This window comes from Micromonospora ureilytica, assembly GCF_015751765.1.
In the GTDB taxonomy this organism is placed as follows: domain Bacteria; phylum Actinomycetota; class Actinomycetes; order Mycobacteriales; family Micromonosporaceae; genus Micromonospora; species Micromonospora ureilytica.
In genome coordinates, this window is record NZ_JADOTX010000001.1 from 2,164,416 (window position 1) to 2,182,147 (window position 17,732).

Sequence of the window (17,732 nt, forward strand, 5' to 3'; positions counted from 1 at the left end):
GCGCATGACCTCCTGCACGCCCTCCGACGGCCCGCCGGACCTGTTGTTCCTGCTCTCCTGGGCGAGCCACGCGTTGCAGACCGAGCACGCCGCAGGGCTGGCCGAGCTGGGCATCTCACCGAGGGCGCACTACGTGCTGGCGCAGGCCCGCACCGGTGATCTGACCCAGCGGGAGATCGGCGAGCGGTGCGGTGTGGACAAGACCACGATGGTCGTGACACTCGACCAGTTGGAGCGGGCCGGGCTGGCCGAGCGCCGTCCGGTGCCGACGGACCGACGTGCCCGGCTGGTCGCTGTGACTCCGGCGGGGGAGCAGGTGCTGCGGCAAGCGCAACAGGTGGTTCAGCGCATCCAGGACGACCTGCTCGCGACCCTGCCCGAGCAGGACCGGGAGGTGTTCCTGCGGGCGCTTCTGGCACTGGTGAGCGGACCACTGGCAAACACCTCCCCGTACGCGCCGGGGGCCCGCTCCGGCTGTTAGTTCCGAGAGAGATAGTTCCGAACAAGACTATCTGTTACGGTCGTACTCGTTCGTTTCCCCTGAACGAGGAGCCGTCATGAGCGCTGCCACCGTCACGACCCCCGCCCCCTCACCACTGCGCCGTCGCGCCCTCGGTGTCGCCGCCGCCGTCGTGGCCTGCCTGGTCATCTGGGCGATCGGCGCGGTGGCCGGAGTCGACTACACCGTCGAGAGCCCCGGCCAGCCCGCCACGGTCATCGGTGCCGGCGCGATCGTCACTGTCGCCCTGGGGGCCGCCCTGCTCGGCTGGGCGGCGCTGGCGCTCCTGGAGCGGTTCGCCACCCGGGTCGCACGACCGGTCTGGATCTCGGTCGCCATCGTCGTGACGGTGCTGTCCTTCGTCCCGCTGCTCAGCGTCGAGGCCACCGGCGGCGCCAAGCTTGTCCTCGGCGCGACGCACGTGGCCGTGGCGGTCGCCTTGATCGCGCTGCTGCCCCGCCCCCGCCGGTAACCAACCGCACTCTGGAATCACCCGCGCGCACCTCGAAGGGGCAATCTCCTTCCAAGATCGTCGGCGAGACTGCTTTCGAGGGCCGCAGCCGGCACGGGTTGCTGGCAGGGGTTTCACCGGCAGGACTGATTCATTTGCGGCATCAGCTCCACAGGTGACGCGGGAGGTCTCCCCGTCGGCGGGCCTTTGGCCCGGTCAGACCTTGAGTAATGCCGTTGACCGGGCGGTGATGATCAACAGGTGACCATCACCGCCCGACCAACCTGGACGACCAGCGCCAGCCGGCCCGATCACCCCGACGCGGTGCTGCTGCTGCGCGAGTACATGACCGAGATGGTGGTTCGCTATCACCGTCGCCCGGCCCTGCCCGGCGAGGTCGACGCGGCCCTGGCCGAGCTGCCCAGCGACGACCTGGCCGCGCCGAGCGGGCTCCTCCTGCTCGCGCACCACGGCACCGACCTGGCCGGCTGCGCAGGGCTGCGCTGGCAACTGGGCTGGGCCGAGCTGACCCGGGTGTTCATCCGCTCCGAGCATCGCGGCGCCGGTGGGGGCGCGGCGCTGCTGGCCGCCGTCGAGGAGTACGCCCGCGGGGCCGGGGCGGACCGGATCCGGCTCGACACCCGGCACGACCTGGTCGAGGCCCGCGCCCTGTACGCCCGGCACGGCTACGCCGAGATCCCGGCGTACTCGCGGGGCCCCTACGCCGAGCACTGGTTTGAAAAGCGGCTGCCCTGATCCGCCGCGGTGTCGGGTGGGACCGGCGCGCCTGCACGCCGATCCCACCCGAGACTGAGAGCCTTTTTCACATGGTGTTCCCCGACGCTCCGGTGCTCGCCCGTCCGCCCGCGCCACCGGCGCTGCCGAGCGGGCCGGTCGAGGTCACCGAGGCGTGGCTGCGCAACCGGCGCCTGTCCGAGCACACCCGCGACGCCTACCGGCGGGACGTCACCGGCTGGCTGCGCTGGTGCGCCGGCCGCGACCTGGACCCGCTGCGGGCCACGTTCCTGCACGTCAACGAGTACGCCCGCGCGCTGGAGAGCAGCGTCGGCGCCCGCAGTGGCCGCCCACTGACCCCGGCGACCGTCGCGCGTCGACTCTCGGCGCTGTCCAGTTGGTACGACTTCCTCGTCAAGCTGGGCGCCGTGCCGGCCAACCCGGTCTCCGGCGCCGACCGCCCCCGCGTCGACCGGGACCACTCCGCCACCGTCGGGCTCACCCCCGAGGAGGTGGACGCCCTACTCGCCGCCGCCGACGCGGACACCGGCGCGACCGCCGTACGCAACCGGGCGGCGCTCGCGCTCCTCGCCGACCTGGGTCTGCGGGTCGGCGAGCTGATCTCGCTGGACCTGACCGACCTCGGCACCGAACGCGGCCACCGCAGCGTGCGCTTCATCGGCAAGGGCGGCAAACAACGTCGCCGCGCCCTCACCCCCGGCACCGGGCACGCCCTGGACGCCTACCTTGCCCAACGGGCCGCCACCACCGGCGTGCCGGTGCCGCAACTCACCGGCCCGCTGCTGGTCACCGCCAGCGGTGCCCGGCTGGACCGGCACTCGGTGTTCCGGATGGTCCGGCGGCTCGCCCGCGCCGCGGGCATCCCCGCCTGGGCGAAGCTGTCCCCGCACTCGCTGCGGCACGCTTTCGCCACCACCGCCCGCTCGGAGGGCGTGCCGTTGGAGGACGTGCAGGACGCCATGGGGCACGCCGACCCGCGCACCACCCGCCGCTACGACCGGGACCGGCACAACCTCGACCGCGACCCGGCCTACGCGGTGTGGGCGGCGCGGTCGCGGCGGCGCGGCTGAGCGGCACCTGTTGCGCTGCCACGGCTGAGCGGCGCCTGCGGCGTCAGCCCTGTGGGCGGGGGCAGATGCAGAACGGCTGCCCGATCGGGTCGAGAAGCACCACCCACCGCTCACCGCCAGGCTGGAAGGCCGGCTTTGACGCGCCCGCGGCGACGAACGTCTCCTCCGCCGCCGCCAGGTCGTCGACGTAAAGATCGAGGTGGTAGCGCTTGTCGCCGGTCTCATCCGGCCAGGAGGGCGGCTGGTAACCCTCGACCAGGCCGAAGCCGATGGAGACGCCACCGGATTTGATCATCGCGTACTCCGGTTGGCTGTGGGTGACCTCCCAGCCCAGCGCCTCGTGGTAGAACGCGGCGTGGCCGGCGGGGTCGGAACTGTCGAGGTTGACCATCGCGAGGTCGGCAGAAGCTGTCATCCCGGCAGTATGCCGACGGGGCCCGACAACTACGGCCCCCCGACGCTCGCCGTGCCCGAGTGTCGGGATCAGGGGACGTCGAGGGGCCAGAAGGTCATGCGGGCCGTGCCGTCACGGCAGATCAGGCCGGTGCCGACCCGTCGGCAGTCGGTCAGACCCGCCGGCAGCACCGTGGACACCCGATGACCGTCGCGTCCCAGCGTGGCGACCAGGGAGCGCCTGCCGTCCGCCGCCATCCCCAGGATCACCAGGGGCTCCGCCGGCACCCGGGGGCCCGCCACCGTGCGCCAGCGCGCCCCGGCCGGCCACGTCCACACCCGCGTCCCGGTGCCCGCGTCGATCGCCCAGCGTCCCTGCTCGTCCTGCCCGCAGATCAGGCCCTGGCAGGGCCGCAGGGTCAGCTCACCCGGCTCCGCCGGCGCCTGCCACTGCGGTACCAGCCCCGGTAGGTCGTACCCGGTCAGCGCCACCGCGCCGCCGCTCGGATGGCGCAGCACCAGGTGATCGCCGACGACCTGCGGATTGTCCGGGCCATAGTTCGCCGGCGGAAGGCGTCCCCGCCCGCGCTCGGTGCCGTCACGGGCGTCGAGCAGCCGGGCCAGTCCGTTGTCCTGCACCAGCAGCAACTGCCCCGGCAGTGCCCGGAACACCGCCGTGGAGGGCACCGGGACCGACCATCGGGTCGCGCCGGTCGCCGGCTCGACAAAGTGCACGCTGCCCTCGACCCGCCGTCCCGGTTCGGAGGCGCTGCGCACCTCGCTCACCGCGACCGCCGCGTCCCCGACCGCGTACACCCGCTCGGGTCGCCGCCACAGCGGCTGGCCGGTACGCATCGACCGTGCGGTGGTCGCCCGTGCCCCGCGCGCCTGGTCGCGTTCGACAAGCAGCAGCAGGTCACCGGCGACCTCGGCGAACCATCCGGCGGCGGGTGGCACGGTGACCCGCCACCGCGGCGGGCCGTCCGGCACGGCCGCGTCGTAGGCGCTCAACGTCGGCGGGTTCGAGTCCGGGTCGACGACCAGCAGCAGCGGCCCCGCGCCGAGCACTGTTGCCCGGGCGGGCACCGCCAGCGCGACCTGGGGCGTCAGCCTCGCGGCCGGGGCGGCACCGCCGAGCAGCGCACAGACCGCCGCCAGCACCGCCACCCGCCACCGGCGGGACAGCCGCAACGGTGGCCGGTGCTCGTCCAGGGGCGTGCCCCGGTCGTCACCCAGCTCGATCAGCACCGACATCCGCCCACCCGTCCGCTCGCGCCGGCCGTTTCAGCAGAGCAGTTCCAGGTGGTGGTGGGCGTCCTCGGCGATCTCCTCGTGCCGCAGCCAGCGGCGCGCCCACAGCCGGGCCGCCAACTCCGCCTGCTCGTCACCCCACGCGGCGTGCTCGACGAGCAACGCGGTGGTCAGGGCGTACGCCAGACGCAACGCCAGACCACGGGCGCCCGCGAGCACCGTCGACGCACCCGGGTCGACGGTCACCGCCGTGATGGTCTCCTCCAACTGCGCCGCGGCGGTGGCCAGTGTGTCGGCCAGCACCGGCGACAGCGGCCGAGCGAGGTCGACGGCGGCGGCGAGCCGGCTCAGCAGCGGCGCCCCGGCGTCCTCCCGGGCCAGCGCACGCAGCACGTCCAGGGCCAGTACGTTCGTGGTGCCCTCCCAGATCGGCAGCACCTGCGCGTCGCGCAGCAGGCGGGGCACGCCGGTGTCCTCCACGTAGCCGGCCCCGCCGAAGCTCTCCACGTACTCGCTGGCGGAACTGACGGCGAGCCGGCCGGTGGCCAGCTTCGCCAACGGCGCCACGATGCGTAGCTCCGCCGCCGCCTCCGGGTCGGCGCCGACCTCGACCCGACCGAGTAGGGCGAACGCGTGACCGGCGAGGGCGAACGCGCCCGCCGCGTCGACCGCGAGGGTGCCCAGGGTGGCCCGGTGCAGGGGCGAGGACGCCAGCGGGCCGCCGGCGACGTGCCGCACGTCGGCGTACGCGCGGGCGTAGGCGAGACCCCGTCGCATCCCGCCGGCCGCCGCCGCCGCGTTGTGCACCCGGGTCACCACGACCAGGGTCATCGCCCGGACCAGACCGGGCACCGCCGGGTCACCCAGCGGCAGGGCGTACGCGTCACGCAGGCCGATCTCGGCGGTGGGCAGCGCCCGGGTGCCGAGTTTGTCCTTGAGGCGGTGCACTGTGACACCCGGTGCGGGTGCGCCCGGCGCCGGGCCGTCGGCCAGCGGTGAGTCGACCGCGTACCGGGGAACGAGGAACGGGGCGAGCACCCGGCTGCCCCGCCCGGCGCCCTCCGGTCGGGCCAACGCCACCGCCATCGCCGCGTCGGCGGCGGAGCAGAACCACTTCTCCCCGGTCAGCCGCCACGAACCGTCCGCCGCGGGTCGACCGATCGTGCTGGAGCGGCCCAGGTCGGAGCCGCCCTGCGACTCGGTCATCCACTGCCCGCTCGTGATCGCCGTGGCCGGGTCCGTGGAGATCAGCCGGGGCAGCCACGCGTCGCGGACCGTGGCGTCGACGTCGGGCATGCTGAGCAGCGCCGCCGCCCCGTCGGCCATCGCCACCGGGCAGGAGAAGGTCGCCGACTCCGGCCCGTACAGGTGCAGCAGGGCGTGTTGCACGACCCGCGCGGCGGCACCCCAGGTGCCCCGGGCGTCCGGCAGGTAGGGCAGCGCCACCACGGCGTGTCGGGCGGCGGCGGCACGCTGCGCCTGCCACCCGGCGGAGGTGTCGATGCGGTCGATCCGGGCGCCCCACGCGTCGTAGCGGACCAGCGTCGGCGGGTGCGCCTCCGCGTCGGCGTGCGCCGCGCGCAGCGGCCCGGTGACGTCGGCGGCCAGGTCGGCCAGGCGGCTCTTCGCGGCGGCGTGCCCGCCCGGGCCGAGGTGACGCTCCAGCCAGGACCGCAGCATTCCATCGCCGGCGTACGGGTCGACGGGGGGTGGTACCGGCTGCACGAAGCGGCTCATCGATCGGCTCCTGGCACTGCTCGGGGATGTGCGCCGACGGTAGACGATGCGGAGCCGCCGCGAACAGGGCACACCCGCCCATCGGGCGCACCCAGTTTCCGGCTTGTCGCCCGTCGGCGTGAGCGGGTTCTCTACGGTCGGTAGTCGTGGGTGCGGGCCAGCCGTGGAGCAGACCGGCCCGGCGTCACCGCCCGATGCGCACCGGGTTGGCGTTCGCCGGGTTCGGCGTGGCGCTGTGCTGCGTCGGGGTGGCCGGGTTGGGCGCCTGGAACCTGCAGACCGTCCGGCAGGCCGCCGGCCCGATCCGGGAGACCGCCGACGGTTTCCTCAGCGAGGTGGCCCTCGGCGACAGCGACCGGGCGTACGAGCGGCTCTGCGAGGACGCCCGCAGCCGGTGGAGCGCGATCGGCTTCACCAGTTGGGTGCGGACGCCGCCGATGGTCACCGACTACGAGATCACCGACGTGTCGGTCGCCACCCGCAGCGGACGACCGCACGGCACGGTGACCGTGAAGGTGACCCGCGACGGCGGGATCAGTGAGGAACGTCGTCTGCCGGTGGTCCGCGAGGACGGGAACTGGCGGGTGTGCGGTGACCCCTTCTAGGCCCCCGGTCGCCGCTCCGACACGCCCACAGCTGCTGCGACCACGCGAGGGGGTGCAGCCGACCACCTCCACGGAGCTCTTCTTCGACCTGGTCTTCATCTTCACCATCACCCAGTTGTCGCACTACCTGCTGGCGCACCTGGACTGGCGGGGCGCCGGGCGTACCGGCCTGTTGCTGGCGCTGGTGTGGCTCGTCTGGGTTTACACCACCTGGCTGACCAACTGGCTGAATCCGGACCAGGGGCCGGTACGGACGATGCTGATCGGGGTGGGGCTGGGCAGCCTGCTGTTGTCGGCGGCGATTCCGGAGGCGTTCGGCTCGACCGGCCTGCTCTTCGCGTTGGTCTACGTGGTCGTGCAGGTGGGCCGCACCCTGTTCGCGTTGTGGGCGGTGCAGGGCAGCCCGTGGCTGGTGGCCGGATTTCAGCAGTCGCTGCCGTGGATCGCCGGGACGTCGGTGCTCGTGGTCCTCGGTGGCCTGGTCGGCGGTGCCGCCCGGGACGCGGTGTGGGCGGCGGTGATCGTGATCGAGGTGGTCGGGCTCTCGATCGGCTATCCGCTGCCGGGGCGGGGACGCAGCCGACCCGAACGGTGGATGGTGGAGGGTGGGCACCTGGCCGAACGGTGCGCGGCGTTCGTCCTGATCGCGCTGGGGGAGTCGATCCTGGTCACCGGCAGCACCCTCACGTCGCACGTGGACCTGGTGACGACCGGGGCGTTCCTGCTGGCGTTCGGCGGTTCGGTGGCGCTGTGGTGGGTGTACTTCGCCCGCTCGGCTCCGGCCGCCACGGAGGTCATCGCCCATGCCGGAGAGCGCACCGGCGCGTTGAGCAGAGTCGCTTTCAACTTCCTGCACCCGGTGATCGTCGCCGGGGTCGTCGTCACGTCGGCGGCCGACGAGCGGTTGCTGCGGGAGCCCGGCGGACCGGCCACCACTGTCGACGTGCTGCTCACCCTCGGTGGTCCCGCCCTCTTCCTGGCCGGGCACGCCGCCTACAAGGCGCTGCTGTGGCGGACCCTGCCGACCAGCCGGGTCACGGCGGTGGTGGTCCTGTTGGCGTTGATGCCGGTCGGTGTGTGGCTGGGGGCACCCGTCGCGGTGTGCGCCGCGGTGGCGTTGGCGGTGACGGTCGCCGTGATCCTGACCGACCGGTTCCGGGTGCGAGCCGCCGCACGGCAACAGTCCTGACCATCCGGCCGCGTCGGGTCGGTTCTAGGACAACGGCACAGTAGGTGGGCCGGCGGATGGTTAGCGTGGGTCACCGGCCCTCCGGGTGACCTTCCGCAGTGCTCGGGCGAGCGGAGGCGACCCGATGACGACCGCGCAACAGACCTGGCCACAGCGATGGTTGGTGCTTGTCGCCGCCGCCGGCTACGGCAAGACCACCGCCCTGGAGACCATCGGCGGCGACGGACCGACAACCTGCCACCGGGCGACCGACCTGATCGGTGCGACGTCACACGCCAGCCCGCCGCCCCTGGAACGGGTCGCGGTGGACGAGGTGTCCGCGCTCACCGCCGACGACCAACTCGCCCTGGTTCGCCTGTTGACCGCGCTGCCGGGTCAGCCGGCGGTGACACTGGCCGCCCGGCAACCGCTCACCGCCGCGGCGTTGAGCGCCTGCGCCGTACCCGTCGTCGAGCGTGGGCCGGAAACGCTCGCCCTCAGCCGGGACGCGGTCGCCCGGATCCTGCGCGACGAGCACGCGGTGCCCGACAGCGACCTGGCCTACCTGGTGTACGAACTGACCGCCGGCTGGCCAGCGTGGGTGCACCTTGCCGGTGACGCCCTCGGCCGACAGGGCGTCGGCCGGCGGGAACTGCTCGCCGCCCTGACCGAGCCCGGCACCGCGGGCGGGCACTTCGCCCGCGACGAGGTCCTCGCCGACCTGCCTGCGCCGGTGGCGCGTCTGCTCGGTCGCGTCCACGACCTCGATCCGATCAGTGCGCCGCTGTGCGCGGCCGTCGACGGTCACGCCGCCGCCGAGGGCACCGCGGAGGCGCTGCGCTGGGCGACCCGTACCGGACTGTTGGTCGCCCACCCCCGCCGGCGCCCCGGTCGCACGCCGCCGACGTTGCACCTGGTCCGGGTGCTCGCCGAGGTGTTGGCGCAACAACCGGGCCGGCCCGAAGCCGCAGAACGCCGTCGGCGGAACGCCGCCGCCGACTGGTACCTCGCCAACGCGTACCCGCTGGCGGCGGCCCGAGCCCTGCACGACGCGGGGGACACCGCCCGGTGTGCCGACCTGATCGCACGCCACGGCGGGGAAATGCTCGCCGCCGGCGGGGCGCCGGACGTCACCGACCTGGTAAACGCGTTACCGCAGGCCGACCAGAGCCCCGACATCCGGCTGATCCACGGTGAGGCGCTGCGAATGTCCGGCTCGGTGACCCAGGCGGCACGGGTCTTCGCCCCGCTGCTGGCGCAGGCGGACCGCGACCGTCGCTGGCCGGCACGGTTGCTCTGGCGGGCGGCGATGGTGCCGTACCTGCGTGCCGACTATGCCGGCGCCCTGGCCGTGCTCGACCTGGTCGGTACACAGGCGCCGGCCACCCCGCCCGGCCCCGACGACGTGCTGGTGCTGGCCTGGCGCGCCAGCACCCTCGCTCAGCTCGGCCAGGTCGAGGACGCCATCACCACCGGGACCCGGGCGCTCGCCGTGGCGCAGCAACTCACCGAGGACGCCCCGCTCGCGGCGGCGCACATCGCGGCGGCACTGACCTCGTCCGGCACCCGCCGCGACGGGCACCTCGCCGAGGCCCTGGCGGCGGCGGAACGCGCGGGCGACCTGGTCCAGGAGGCGCGGGTCCTGGTCAACCAGGCGCACTGCCTGCTGCGGGAGGCCCGTTACCCGTCGGCGCTGGCCACCGCCGTGCGGGCCGTCCGCGCGGCGGAACTCGCCGGCCCGCCGGGTGTGCTGGTGACCGCCCTGCACAACGCCGGTGAGGCGCTGCTGCGGCTGGGGCGCTACGACGAGGCGACGCTGCACTTCAGCCGGTCCACCTCGGTCTCGCAACGGTTGGGACTGCGCCGGGCGGCGGCCGGTGTCTACGGGACAGCCGAGGTCGCTCGCCGTCTCGGCCGACGGGAGGAGGCGTTGGCGGCCTTCACCGAGGCGGCGGAGCTGGCCCGCGACGTGGGAGACCTGCAGGTGCTCATTCCGGCGCTCGTCGGCCTGGCTCGGCTGCGGTGCGAGGGCGCGGGCGCCGACCTCACGGCCGCCCGCGCCGCCGCCGACGAGGCGCACCGTCTCGCGCCGGCGTACCTGCTCTCGTCCGCGCTTGTCGCGACGGGCTGGGTGGCATACGCCGGGGGTGATCTGGGGGTGGCCCGGCGGCGGGCGGCCGAAGCGGTCGGCGCGGCCCGGGCCGGGCGTCAGTCCGACGCGTTGGCGGAGGCCCTGGAACTCACCGCCGCGGTCGCCGCGGAGCCGGAGGCGAGTCGCGCCGCGTTGCTGGAGGCCGCAGAGATCTGGCAGGCGGCGGGCGCGGGTCCGGCCGCCGAGCAGATCACCGTCCTGCTCGGACGCGTCCCAGGTGCCGACGGCGCGCAGCGGTCGGCGGCGCAGGTGGCCGCCGACCGGTTGGTGGCGCTCGGGGTCGAGACGGTCGACGGACGGCAGTTGTCCGAGACCTCCGCCGGCAGCGGTGCCGTCGAGGTGCGGGTGCTCGGCCGGTTCGAGGTCGTCGTCGACGGGCAGGAGGTCCCGCTGCCGGCGTGGCGGTCCCGGCAGGCCCGTACGCTGCTGAAGATCCTCGTCGCCCGGCGTGGCCGTGCCATGGGGCGGGCGGAACTGTGTGAGCTGTTGTGGCCCGACGACGAGCCGAGGCGCACCGCGCACCGCCTGTCGGTGCTGCTGTCCGCCGTGCGTGCCGTGCTCGACCCGCCCCGCCGGTGGCCCGCCGACCGGTACGTCCGCGCCGACCTGACCGGCGTACGCGTCGACCTGACCCGGGTGGTCGTCGACGCGGAGAGCCTCCTCGCCGACGTCCCCCGGGCCGAGCGCGTCGCCCGCGACGGTGACCCGGCGCGGGCCCGTGAGCTGCTCGCCGACGTCGACGCCGCCTATCGGGGGGACGCCTTCGCAGACGAGCCGTACGAGGACTGGGCCGACGGGCTGCGGGAACAGACCCGCTCGGTGTGGTTGCGGGCCCTGCGCGAACTCGCCCGCCTGTACCGGCGCGACGGTGACGCCGACCGGGCCGCCACCACCCTGGTCCGGCTGCTCGACGCCGACTCCTACGACGAGTGGGCGCACCGCGCGCTGGTCGGCACGCTCGTCGGCGCCGGCCGGCACGGTGAGGCCCGCCGGGCGTTCGACAGGTGGTCCGGGGCGATGCGCGCGATCGACGCACCGCCCCCGGATCCGGGTGTGCTGCGCGGCCGGGCCGGTCAGCAGCTGTAGAAGTTCACGCTGCCCGCGTCGGTCTGCACGTACGAGTAGAAGATCGCGCCGAGGTCGACCTCGTCGTCCTCCGCGCAGGTGTCCTCCCCGGGCCCACCGTCGAGGGTGTCGCCGCCGGTGCCACCCGTGACGGTGTCGCCGGCCACCCCGATCAGCAGGTCGGCGCCGTGGGAGCCGGAGAGGACGTCGTTGCCTTCCAGGCCGGCGAGCAGGTCCGCGCCGCCGCCGCCGGCGATGAAGTCCCCGCAGCCCTCACCGTAGATGGTGTCGTCACCCCAGCCGCCGTGGATCGTGTCGACGCCACCGCCGCCGTAGATGATGTCGTCGCCACCGAGCCCGTAGATCTCGTCGGGTCCGCCACCGCCGTAGATGATGTCGTCGCCCTCGGTGCCCATGATCGGGTCGCCGTCGGTGGTGGCGCACGGGTTCACGTTCGGGTCGGCGTGCGCCGTGCCGCCGCCGACCAGACCGGCGCTGAGCAGTAGGGCGGCCAGTACCGCCGCCACCGACGCTCGGGTACGCATGATGGAGCCTCCTGTTCGTGGGCTCCGTCCGGAGCCCGGCGACGCCACGATGACGTCAGGCGCAGGGTCGCAGCCGAACGTCATCGTGGCGTCAGTACGACGCGCTGCTGACGCCCTCCTGACGACCGTGCGGAGTCTGATCCCACAGCCGTCGTCGACAGTCGACGAGGCAGTGCGGAGGGAAAATCCAATGAAGCGGAAACTGGCTGGTCTGGCAGTGCTGACCGGCATGGCGGCGACGACGTTGCTCGTACCGGCGACCCCGGCGCAGGCATCGGTCGGCCTGTACCGGGTCGCCGCCACGAGCGTCCTGGACGCGACGAACGCCAAGACGATGCCCATCTCGTGCAACGGGGCCGACCAGGTGGTCGGCGCCGGCGGGCGCATCAACGACGGTCAGGGTGACGTCCTGATGACCCGCGTGTACGCCGACGCCACCCTGCACACGGTGACCGTGCTGGGCGTGGAGGCCAACGCCACGAACGTGCCCTGGTCGGTGGACGCGTTCGCGGTCTGCGCACCGGCCGGGGCGGTGGCCGGCCTGCAACTGGTCACCACCACGTCGGTCAACAACGCGCTGGACAAGGTGGCGGTGACCGCCGTGTGCCCGCCGGGCAAGAGCACCTTCGGCGGCGGGTACCGGGTGGACAACGCCAACGCCGCGGTGGCGGTGGACGAACTGGAGTTCACCTCGACGCTCGACTCGGTCTCGAGCACCGCGTACGTGTTCGGCGCGCCTGGCAACTTCACCCTGCAGACCCAGGCGTTCTGCGGCACCCCGCTGCCGGCGATGGCGTTGACGGAGGCGACGAGCGTGTCCAACGCGTCCGCGCCGAAGACGGCGACCGCGCCGTCCTGCCCGGCGGGTTCGCAGACCGCAGGGGTCGGCGCGGCCTTGACCGGGCTCACCGGGGCCGGCTCGGTGGCCACCCTGCTGCCCAAGGCGGCACTGGACAGCGCGGAGGCCACCGGCCGCGAGATCATCGCGTTCGCCTCGTCGTGGAGGATCAAGGCGCAGCAGGTCTGCGTCGGCTGACCGACCCGCAGCAGGACCGGCCGTCCCCACGCAGGGGGCGGCCGGCCAGCGCGTACGGCCGATTTTCGGCTTGTCGCACGTCGGTGTGTGGATGTTCTCTACGGTCGGTAGTCGTGGATGCCGGTGGTGCGCGACAGCGGTCACTGGCGGCTGTGCGGTGACTGGCGGGCCGCTTCACCCGCAGTTGTTGCGCCCGCGCCGGGGCGTGGAGCGGACCACCTCCACCGAACTCTTCTTCGACCTGGTCTACGTCTTCACGATCACCCAGCTGTCGCACTACCTGGCCAGGAACCTCAGCTGGCAGGGCATCGGACGTACCGCGGTGCTGTTGGGTCTGGTCTGGCTGGTGTGGATCTACACCGTGTGGGCGGGCAACTGGCTGCACCCGGACCGCACACCGGTGCGGGCCACGCTGCTGGTGGTGACGCTGGGCAGTCTGCTGCTCGCCGCGGCGCTGCCCACCGCGTTCGGCGCCAACGGTCTGCTCTTCGCCGCGGCGTACGCGGCGGTGCAGGTGGGTCGCACGGCCTTCTCCATGTGGGCGATCCGCGGCGAGCCCTGGCTGGGCGACAGTTTCCGGCAGTGTGTGGTCTGGATCTCCGGCACCTCGGCGCTGGCGATCGTCGGTGGGCTGGTGGACGCCCCGGCCCGGGAGCTGATCTGGATCGCGGTGATCGTCGTCGACTCGGTCGGGCTGGCGACCGGGTTCCCGGTGCCCGGGATGGGTCGCAGCACGCCGGAGCACTGGCAGGTGGAGGGCGGGCACCTGGCCGAACGCTGTCAGGCGTTCATCCTCATCGCGCTGGGCGAGTCGATCCTGATCACCGGTGGGACGCTGACGCAGCGGCTGGACCGGGTGACGATCGCCGCGTTCCTGCTCGCCTTCGCGGGTTCGGTGGCCCTGTGGTGGGTGTACTTCGACCGGGCGCAGGCCAGCATCGCGGCGTTGGCGGCCGCGGGTGCGCGGGCCGGCCGGCTCTCCCGGCTGGTGTTCAACTATCTGCACCCGGTGATGGTGGGCGGCATCGTCGTCACGGCCGTCGGTGACGAGCGGCTGCTGCACGACCCGGGTGAACCGGTCGGGTGGCCGAGCGCACTGGTCGTCCTGGGCGGCCCCGCGCTGTTCCTGGCCGGGCACGCCGCGTACCAGTTGGCGCTCGGTGACGCCGGGGTGGTCGCCCGGGTCGCGGCGACGCTGCTGCTGCTCGCGCTGTCCCCGGCGGCGGTGGCGCTGCGGGCGCCGATCGCGTTGGCCGCCGGGGTGGCGCTGCTGATCACGGTCGGGGTGATCGTGGCCGATCGGGGGTCGGCGCGGCGGGCGCCTCAGTCGCGGGGGCCGAGGTCGCCGCTGCGGTAGTGCCGGCGGCAGAGCACCTGGTAGCGCACCTCGGCGGTGTCGACGGTGTCACCGATGACGACCTGGGCGCCCTCGCGGACGACCCGCCCGTCGACGACGCGGGCGTTGAGCAGCCCTTCGCGGCCGCACCAGCAGAGCACCTCGACCTGGATGCGGGCCACCTCGTCGGCCAGCTCGAACAGGCGTTGCGCGGCGGGGAACATCCGCGACCGGAAGTCGGTGGCCAGGCCGAAGGCGAACACGTCGACGTCGTAGCTGTCGACCAGCTCGGCCATCTGCTCGACGTGCTCGACGGTGTAGAAGCACGCCTCGTCGCAGATGAGGTAGTCGACGCGTACCCCGTCGGCCCACCGGCCGCGCACCAGGGCCCGCAGGTCCAGGTCGTCGGTGACCTCGATGGCCTCGTGGGCCAGACCGATGCGGGTGGTGACCTGCGGGCCCAGCGACCTGTCGATGCGGGTGGTGACCAGCCCGCGCCGGCCCTGCCGGGCGTGGTTGTAGTTCATCTGCAACGCCATCGTGGACTTGCCGCAGTCCATCGGCCCCCAGAAGAACTTCAACGCCGCCGCGTGCACCGGACGCCCGTCGAGCCCGCGCGCGGCCGCGCACCCGGCCGGGGCGTGTGGCTGGCCGGGGAACGGGTGGGCCAGGCAGGTCGGGGCGGTGGCGGCGTCGTCGGTCACGGTCGGGCAGCCTAGCCCATTGACCGGCCCGAATCCGTCGGGCGCGGGACCGGTGCTCAGAGCACCCGGGGTGGGGTGTTGCCCGCGGCCACGATGGCACGGCGGATCGGCACGGCGGCGAGGAGCAGGAACCCGACCACGAAGAAGACCAGCAGTGAGACCAGGCCCACCCGGTACGAGGCGGTGAGTTGGAACACCAGGCCGAAGGCGAGCGGACCGAGCCAGCTGGTGCCCTTGTCGCTGATCTCGTAGAAACCGAAGTACTCGCCTTCCTTGCCGGCCGGGATGAGCTGGCTGAACAACGACCGGCTCAGCGCCTGGCTGCCGCCGAGGACCAGGCCGATGGCCGCGCCGAGGACCATGAACGGCACCGGCGCCTCGGCCGGCAGCCGGAACACGCCGATGATCACACCGGTCCAGAGGACCAGGCTGATCAGCACGGTCTTGCGGGCGCCGATGCGCCGGGCCAGCGCGCCGAGGCCCAACGCGCCCCCGAAGGCGAGGAACTGCACCAGCAGGATGGTGATGATCAGGGTGCTCTGCCCCAGCCGCAGTTCCTCGGTGCCGTACTGGCTGGCCAGGGTGATGACGGTCTGGATGCCGTCGTTGTAGACCAGGAACGCCAACAGGAAGAACAGCGTCAACGGGTACGCCTTGATCTCCCGCAGGGTGCGGCCCAGCTGCCGGAACCCGTCGGTGAGCACGTTGCCCTGCCGGGCCAGCGCCGCCGCCGCGCTGGGGCGTTCCCGCAGCCAGCGCAGCGGCACGAGGGTGAACACGGCCCACCACACCCCGGCGGAGACGATCGACCAGCGGGCCAGGTCCAGGGTGCGTTGCGGGTTGTCGTCCTCGCTGAACAGGGTGACCGCGACCAGGTTGAACGCCAGCAGAAGGCCACCGCCCAGGTAGCCCAGCGCCCAGCCGCGGCTGGAGATGCCGTCGCGTTCGTCCGGACCACCGAGTTGCGGCAGGAACGAGTTGTAGACCACGAGGGCCGCGCCGAAGGAGATGTTGGCGATCAGGAACAGCGCCCCGCCGAGCAGGTAGCGGTCGCCGGTGACGAAGATCATTCCGATGGTCGCGCCGGCGCCGGTGAACGCGGCGCCGCCCAGCAGCCGCTTCTTGTGCGCCGACCGGTCGGCGATCGCCCCGATCACCGGCAGCACGAACACGGTGAGGAACACCGACAGCGAGATCAGGTACGGGTAGTAGGACCCCGCCGCGACCCGGATGCCCAGCGGGTACACGTACCCGTCGCAGGTGTCCGCGCCCAGTTCGCAACCGGCGGCCAGCTCGGCGACGGTGGTGATGAACGGACCGAGGAACACAGTGATGACGGTGCTCTGGAACGCGGAGTTGGCCCAGTCGTAGATGTACCAGCCGCGCCGCTCCCGGCGAGTGCTCGCCGGAGGCGGGGTGTCGTGCACCGCGGGGGTCGCGGTTTCGGCCATCGGGGGTCCTTCGACGGTCAGGCGGCCCAGTGGCCGCGGCTGCGGTAGACGTCGCGCAGCACGCCGACGTGATCGGTCATGATGCCATCCACGCCACGATCCAGTAACTCGTGCATCTGGGCCGGTTCGTCGATCGTCCAGACGTGCACCTGCAGGCCGATGCGGTGGCAGTAGTCGAGGAAACGGCGGTCCACCACCGGCACCCGCCGGTAGCTTGGCGGCACCTGCGCGGCGACCACCGACGGCGGCAGTCGCAGCGGACGCCCGTGCAGGGAGGCGAGCCGCAGCCGGGCGACGCCGCGCATGCCCAGGCTGGTGGCGACCCGTCCCTCGGTGAGCGCCCGCAGCCGGGTCAGCCGGGCGTCGTTGAACGAGGCGAGCAGCACCCGGCCGCCGGCGCCGGCCCGAGTCACGGTCGCGACCGTCGGCTCGACGCCGCCGTCGGTCTTCACGTCGATGTTGAAGCGGACCTGCGGCCACGCGCCCAACACCTCGTCGAGCCGGGGTACGACGGCAGCGCCGCCGACGCGTACCGAGGCGAGGTCGGCCCAGCTCATCTCGGCGATGCGCCCCGCCTCACCGGTGACCCGGCGCAGCGTCGGATCGTGGAAGATCACCGCCACGCCGTCCGTGGTGGCGTGCACGTCGGTCTCCACGTACCGGTAGCCCATCCCGATGGCCCGGGCGAACGCCTCGGTGGTGTTCTCGTCGCCCTCGGCCGCGCCGCCACGGTGGGCGAACGCCAGTGGCGCGGGCGCGTCGAGGTAGCCCAGTCGGGTCAACACGCGACGCAGTATGCCCTCGGTTGGTGGCCGGCGGGTGGCCGGCCGGCGTCTGTCGCCCGCTCGCGCCGCCGCCCCGTCCGGTGATCGACTGGAACCTCAGCTCCAGTCGGTCTGGTAGCCGTCGTGACGCAGCAGGTCCAGCAGTTCGGCGTCGCTGGGCCGGTGGGCGTCGGTGAGCGCGGCGGTCAACTCGTCGACTGCGACCGGGTCCGGCCCCTGCACCTCGATCGCCCGTACGGTGGCGCCCTCGGTGCGATAGAGGGCGATGGACGGGTCACTGTTGTCGGTGTCGTGAGTCACGATCAGCGTGCTCCCGCCGCCCAGGTCGGTGCAGGTGCGCAGCCGGGGCGTGGTGCAGTCGACACCGTCGGGTAGCCCGCTCGCGGGTTGCGGCACGCGCAACCGCCAGAGCACGGGCACGGCCCGGCCGTCGGCGGTACGCAGCGAGTAGGCGATGTCGAGGCCGCCGCGATCGAGCCAGCCGACGGTGCCGGGCCGGGTGACGTCGTCGGGGATCAGCAGCTGATCTCGAGACCACGGTGACGACCGCGTCAGGTGGGCGAGGTCCCGCTGGTCCTTGGCGTGGTGGTACTCGACCCGCAGACCGGCATAGCCGATCCCGCCGACGACGAGGAGCAGCACTGCGACGAGGACGAGAGGGCGACGCGACACATGATCATTGTCCCCGGCGCCCGTGCGGCTCAGGTGCCCGGGCACCCGAGCCGACC

Annotated in this window: 17 protein-coding genes; 9 read left to right on the forward strand and 8 right to left on the reverse strand. The window is 73.3% G+C overall.

Annotated features, from left to right (window positions below):
* The first annotated feature begins 4 nt into the window (after positions 1-4).
* The 4 genes from IW248_RS09555 (at position 5) to IW248_RS09570 (ending at position 2,776) form a co-directional block, all read left to right on the forward strand.
* Complete coding sequence (locus IW248_RS09555; protein ID WP_196926656.1) at positions 5-481, forward strand: MarR family winged helix-turn-helix transcriptional regulator; 477 nt, start codon at positions 5-7, stop codon at positions 479-481.
* Between the two features lie 76 nt (positions 482-557).
* Entirely contained in the window at positions 558-971 is a 414-nt protein-coding gene (locus IW248_RS09560; RefSeq protein WP_196926657.1) for a DUF6069 family protein, read from the forward strand.
* A gap of 240 nt (positions 972-1,211) precedes the next feature.
* Positions 1,212-1,706 carry a GNAT family N-acetyltransferase gene (locus tag IW248_RS09565; protein ID WP_307787883.1) on the forward strand — a complete coding sequence of 165 codons (495 nt, stop codon included), beginning with the start codon at positions 1,212-1,214 and terminating at the stop codon, positions 1,704-1,706.
* A gap of 71 nt (positions 1,707-1,777) precedes the next feature.
* Positions 1,778-2,776 (forward strand): tyrosine-type recombinase/integrase, encoded by a 999-nt coding sequence (locus tag IW248_RS09570; protein WP_196926658.1) that lies wholly within the window; start codon positions 1,778-1,780, stop codon positions 2,774-2,776.
* A 43-nt stretch (positions 2,777-2,819) separates the two neighbouring features.
* Here the strand turns inward: IW248_RS09570 and IW248_RS09575 are convergent, their stop codons facing one another.
* The 3 genes from IW248_RS09575 to IW248_RS09585 form a co-directional block, all read right to left on the reverse strand.
* Complete coding sequence (locus IW248_RS09575; protein ID WP_196926659.1) at positions 2,820-3,191, reverse strand: VOC family protein; 372 nt, start codon at positions 3,189-3,191, stop codon at positions 2,820-2,822.
* A 68-nt stretch (positions 3,192-3,259) separates the two neighbouring features.
* On the reverse strand, positions 3,260-4,423 hold the full coding sequence (locus IW248_RS09580; RefSeq protein WP_196926660.1) for an outer membrane protein assembly factor BamB family protein: 1,164 nt from the start codon (positions 4,421-4,423) through the stop codon (positions 3,260-3,262).
* A gap of 30 nt (positions 4,424-4,453) precedes the next feature.
* Entirely contained in the window at positions 4,454-6,157 is a 1,704-nt protein-coding gene (locus IW248_RS09585) for an acyl-CoA dehydrogenase family protein (RefSeq protein ID WP_196926661.1), read from the reverse strand.
* Between the two features lie 146 nt (positions 6,158-6,303).
* Between IW248_RS09585 and IW248_RS09590 the strand changes: the two genes are divergently transcribed.
* From IW248_RS09590 to IW248_RS09600, 3 genes are all read left to right on the forward strand, one after another.
* Positions 6,304-6,762, forward strand: coding sequence for an Rv0361 family membrane protein (locus IW248_RS09590; RefSeq protein WP_196926662.1), 459 nt, complete (start codon positions 6,304-6,306; stop codon positions 6,760-6,762).
* A 52-nt stretch (positions 6,763-6,814) separates the two neighbouring features.
* Positions 6,815-7,951 carry a low temperature requirement protein A gene (locus tag IW248_RS09595; RefSeq protein WP_196926663.1) on the forward strand — a complete coding sequence of 379 codons (1,137 nt, stop codon included), beginning with the start codon at positions 6,815-6,817 and terminating at the stop codon, positions 7,949-7,951.
* A 124-nt stretch (positions 7,952-8,075) separates the two neighbouring features.
* Positions 8,076-11,168 (forward strand): ATP-binding protein, encoded by a 3,093-nt coding sequence (locus IW248_RS09600; RefSeq protein ID WP_196926664.1) that lies wholly within the window; start codon positions 8,076-8,078, stop codon positions 11,166-11,168.
* Here IW248_RS09600 and IW248_RS09605 read toward each other — a convergent pair.
* On the reverse strand, positions 11,156-11,692 hold the full coding sequence (locus IW248_RS09605) for a hypothetical protein (protein ID WP_196926665.1): 537 nt from the start codon (positions 11,690-11,692) through the stop codon (positions 11,156-11,158). The two genes, IW248_RS09600 and IW248_RS09605, sit on opposite strands and share 13 nt — an antisense overlap.
* A gap of 190 nt (positions 11,693-11,882) precedes the next feature.
* Between IW248_RS09605 and IW248_RS09610 the strand changes: the two genes are divergently transcribed.
* Both IW248_RS09610 and IW248_RS09615 read left to right on the forward strand, forming a co-directional pair.
* The gene (locus tag IW248_RS09610) at positions 11,883-12,728 is read left to right on the forward strand and encodes a hypothetical protein (protein ID WP_196926666.1); all 846 of its coding nucleotides are present in this window, start codon (positions 11,883-11,885) and stop codon (positions 12,726-12,728) included.
* Between the two features lie 157 nt (positions 12,729-12,885).
* Positions 12,886-14,085, forward strand: coding sequence for a low temperature requirement protein A (locus IW248_RS09615; protein WP_196926667.1), 1,200 nt, complete (start codon positions 12,886-12,888; stop codon positions 14,083-14,085).
* On the opposite strand, the gene IW248_RS09620 is transcribed toward IW248_RS09615, so the two are convergent.
* From IW248_RS09620 to IW248_RS09635, 4 genes are all read right to left on the reverse strand, one after another.
* Positions 14,052-14,768, reverse strand: a complete 717-nt coding sequence (locus IW248_RS09620) for a thymidine kinase (protein ID WP_124821847.1) — start codon at positions 14,766-14,768, stop codon at positions 14,052-14,054. The two genes, IW248_RS09615 and IW248_RS09620, sit on opposite strands and share 34 nt — an antisense overlap.
* A gap of 56 nt (positions 14,769-14,824) precedes the next feature.
* Positions 14,825-16,219 carry an MFS transporter gene (locus tag IW248_RS09625; RefSeq protein WP_196926668.1) on the reverse strand — a complete coding sequence of 465 codons (1,395 nt, stop codon included), beginning with the start codon at positions 16,217-16,219 and terminating at the stop codon, positions 14,825-14,827.
* A 17-nt stretch (positions 16,220-16,236) separates the two neighbouring features.
* Complete coding sequence (locus tag IW248_RS09630; RefSeq protein ID WP_196926669.1) at positions 16,237-17,004, reverse strand: glycerophosphodiester phosphodiesterase family protein; 768 nt, start codon at positions 17,002-17,004, stop codon at positions 16,237-16,239.
* Between the two features lie 96 nt (positions 17,005-17,100).
* The gene (locus IW248_RS09635; protein ID WP_196926670.1) at positions 17,101-17,676 is read right to left on the reverse strand and encodes a hypothetical protein; all 576 of its coding nucleotides are present in this window, start codon (positions 17,674-17,676) and stop codon (positions 17,101-17,103) included.
* Positions 17,677-17,732 lie beyond the last annotated feature (56 nt).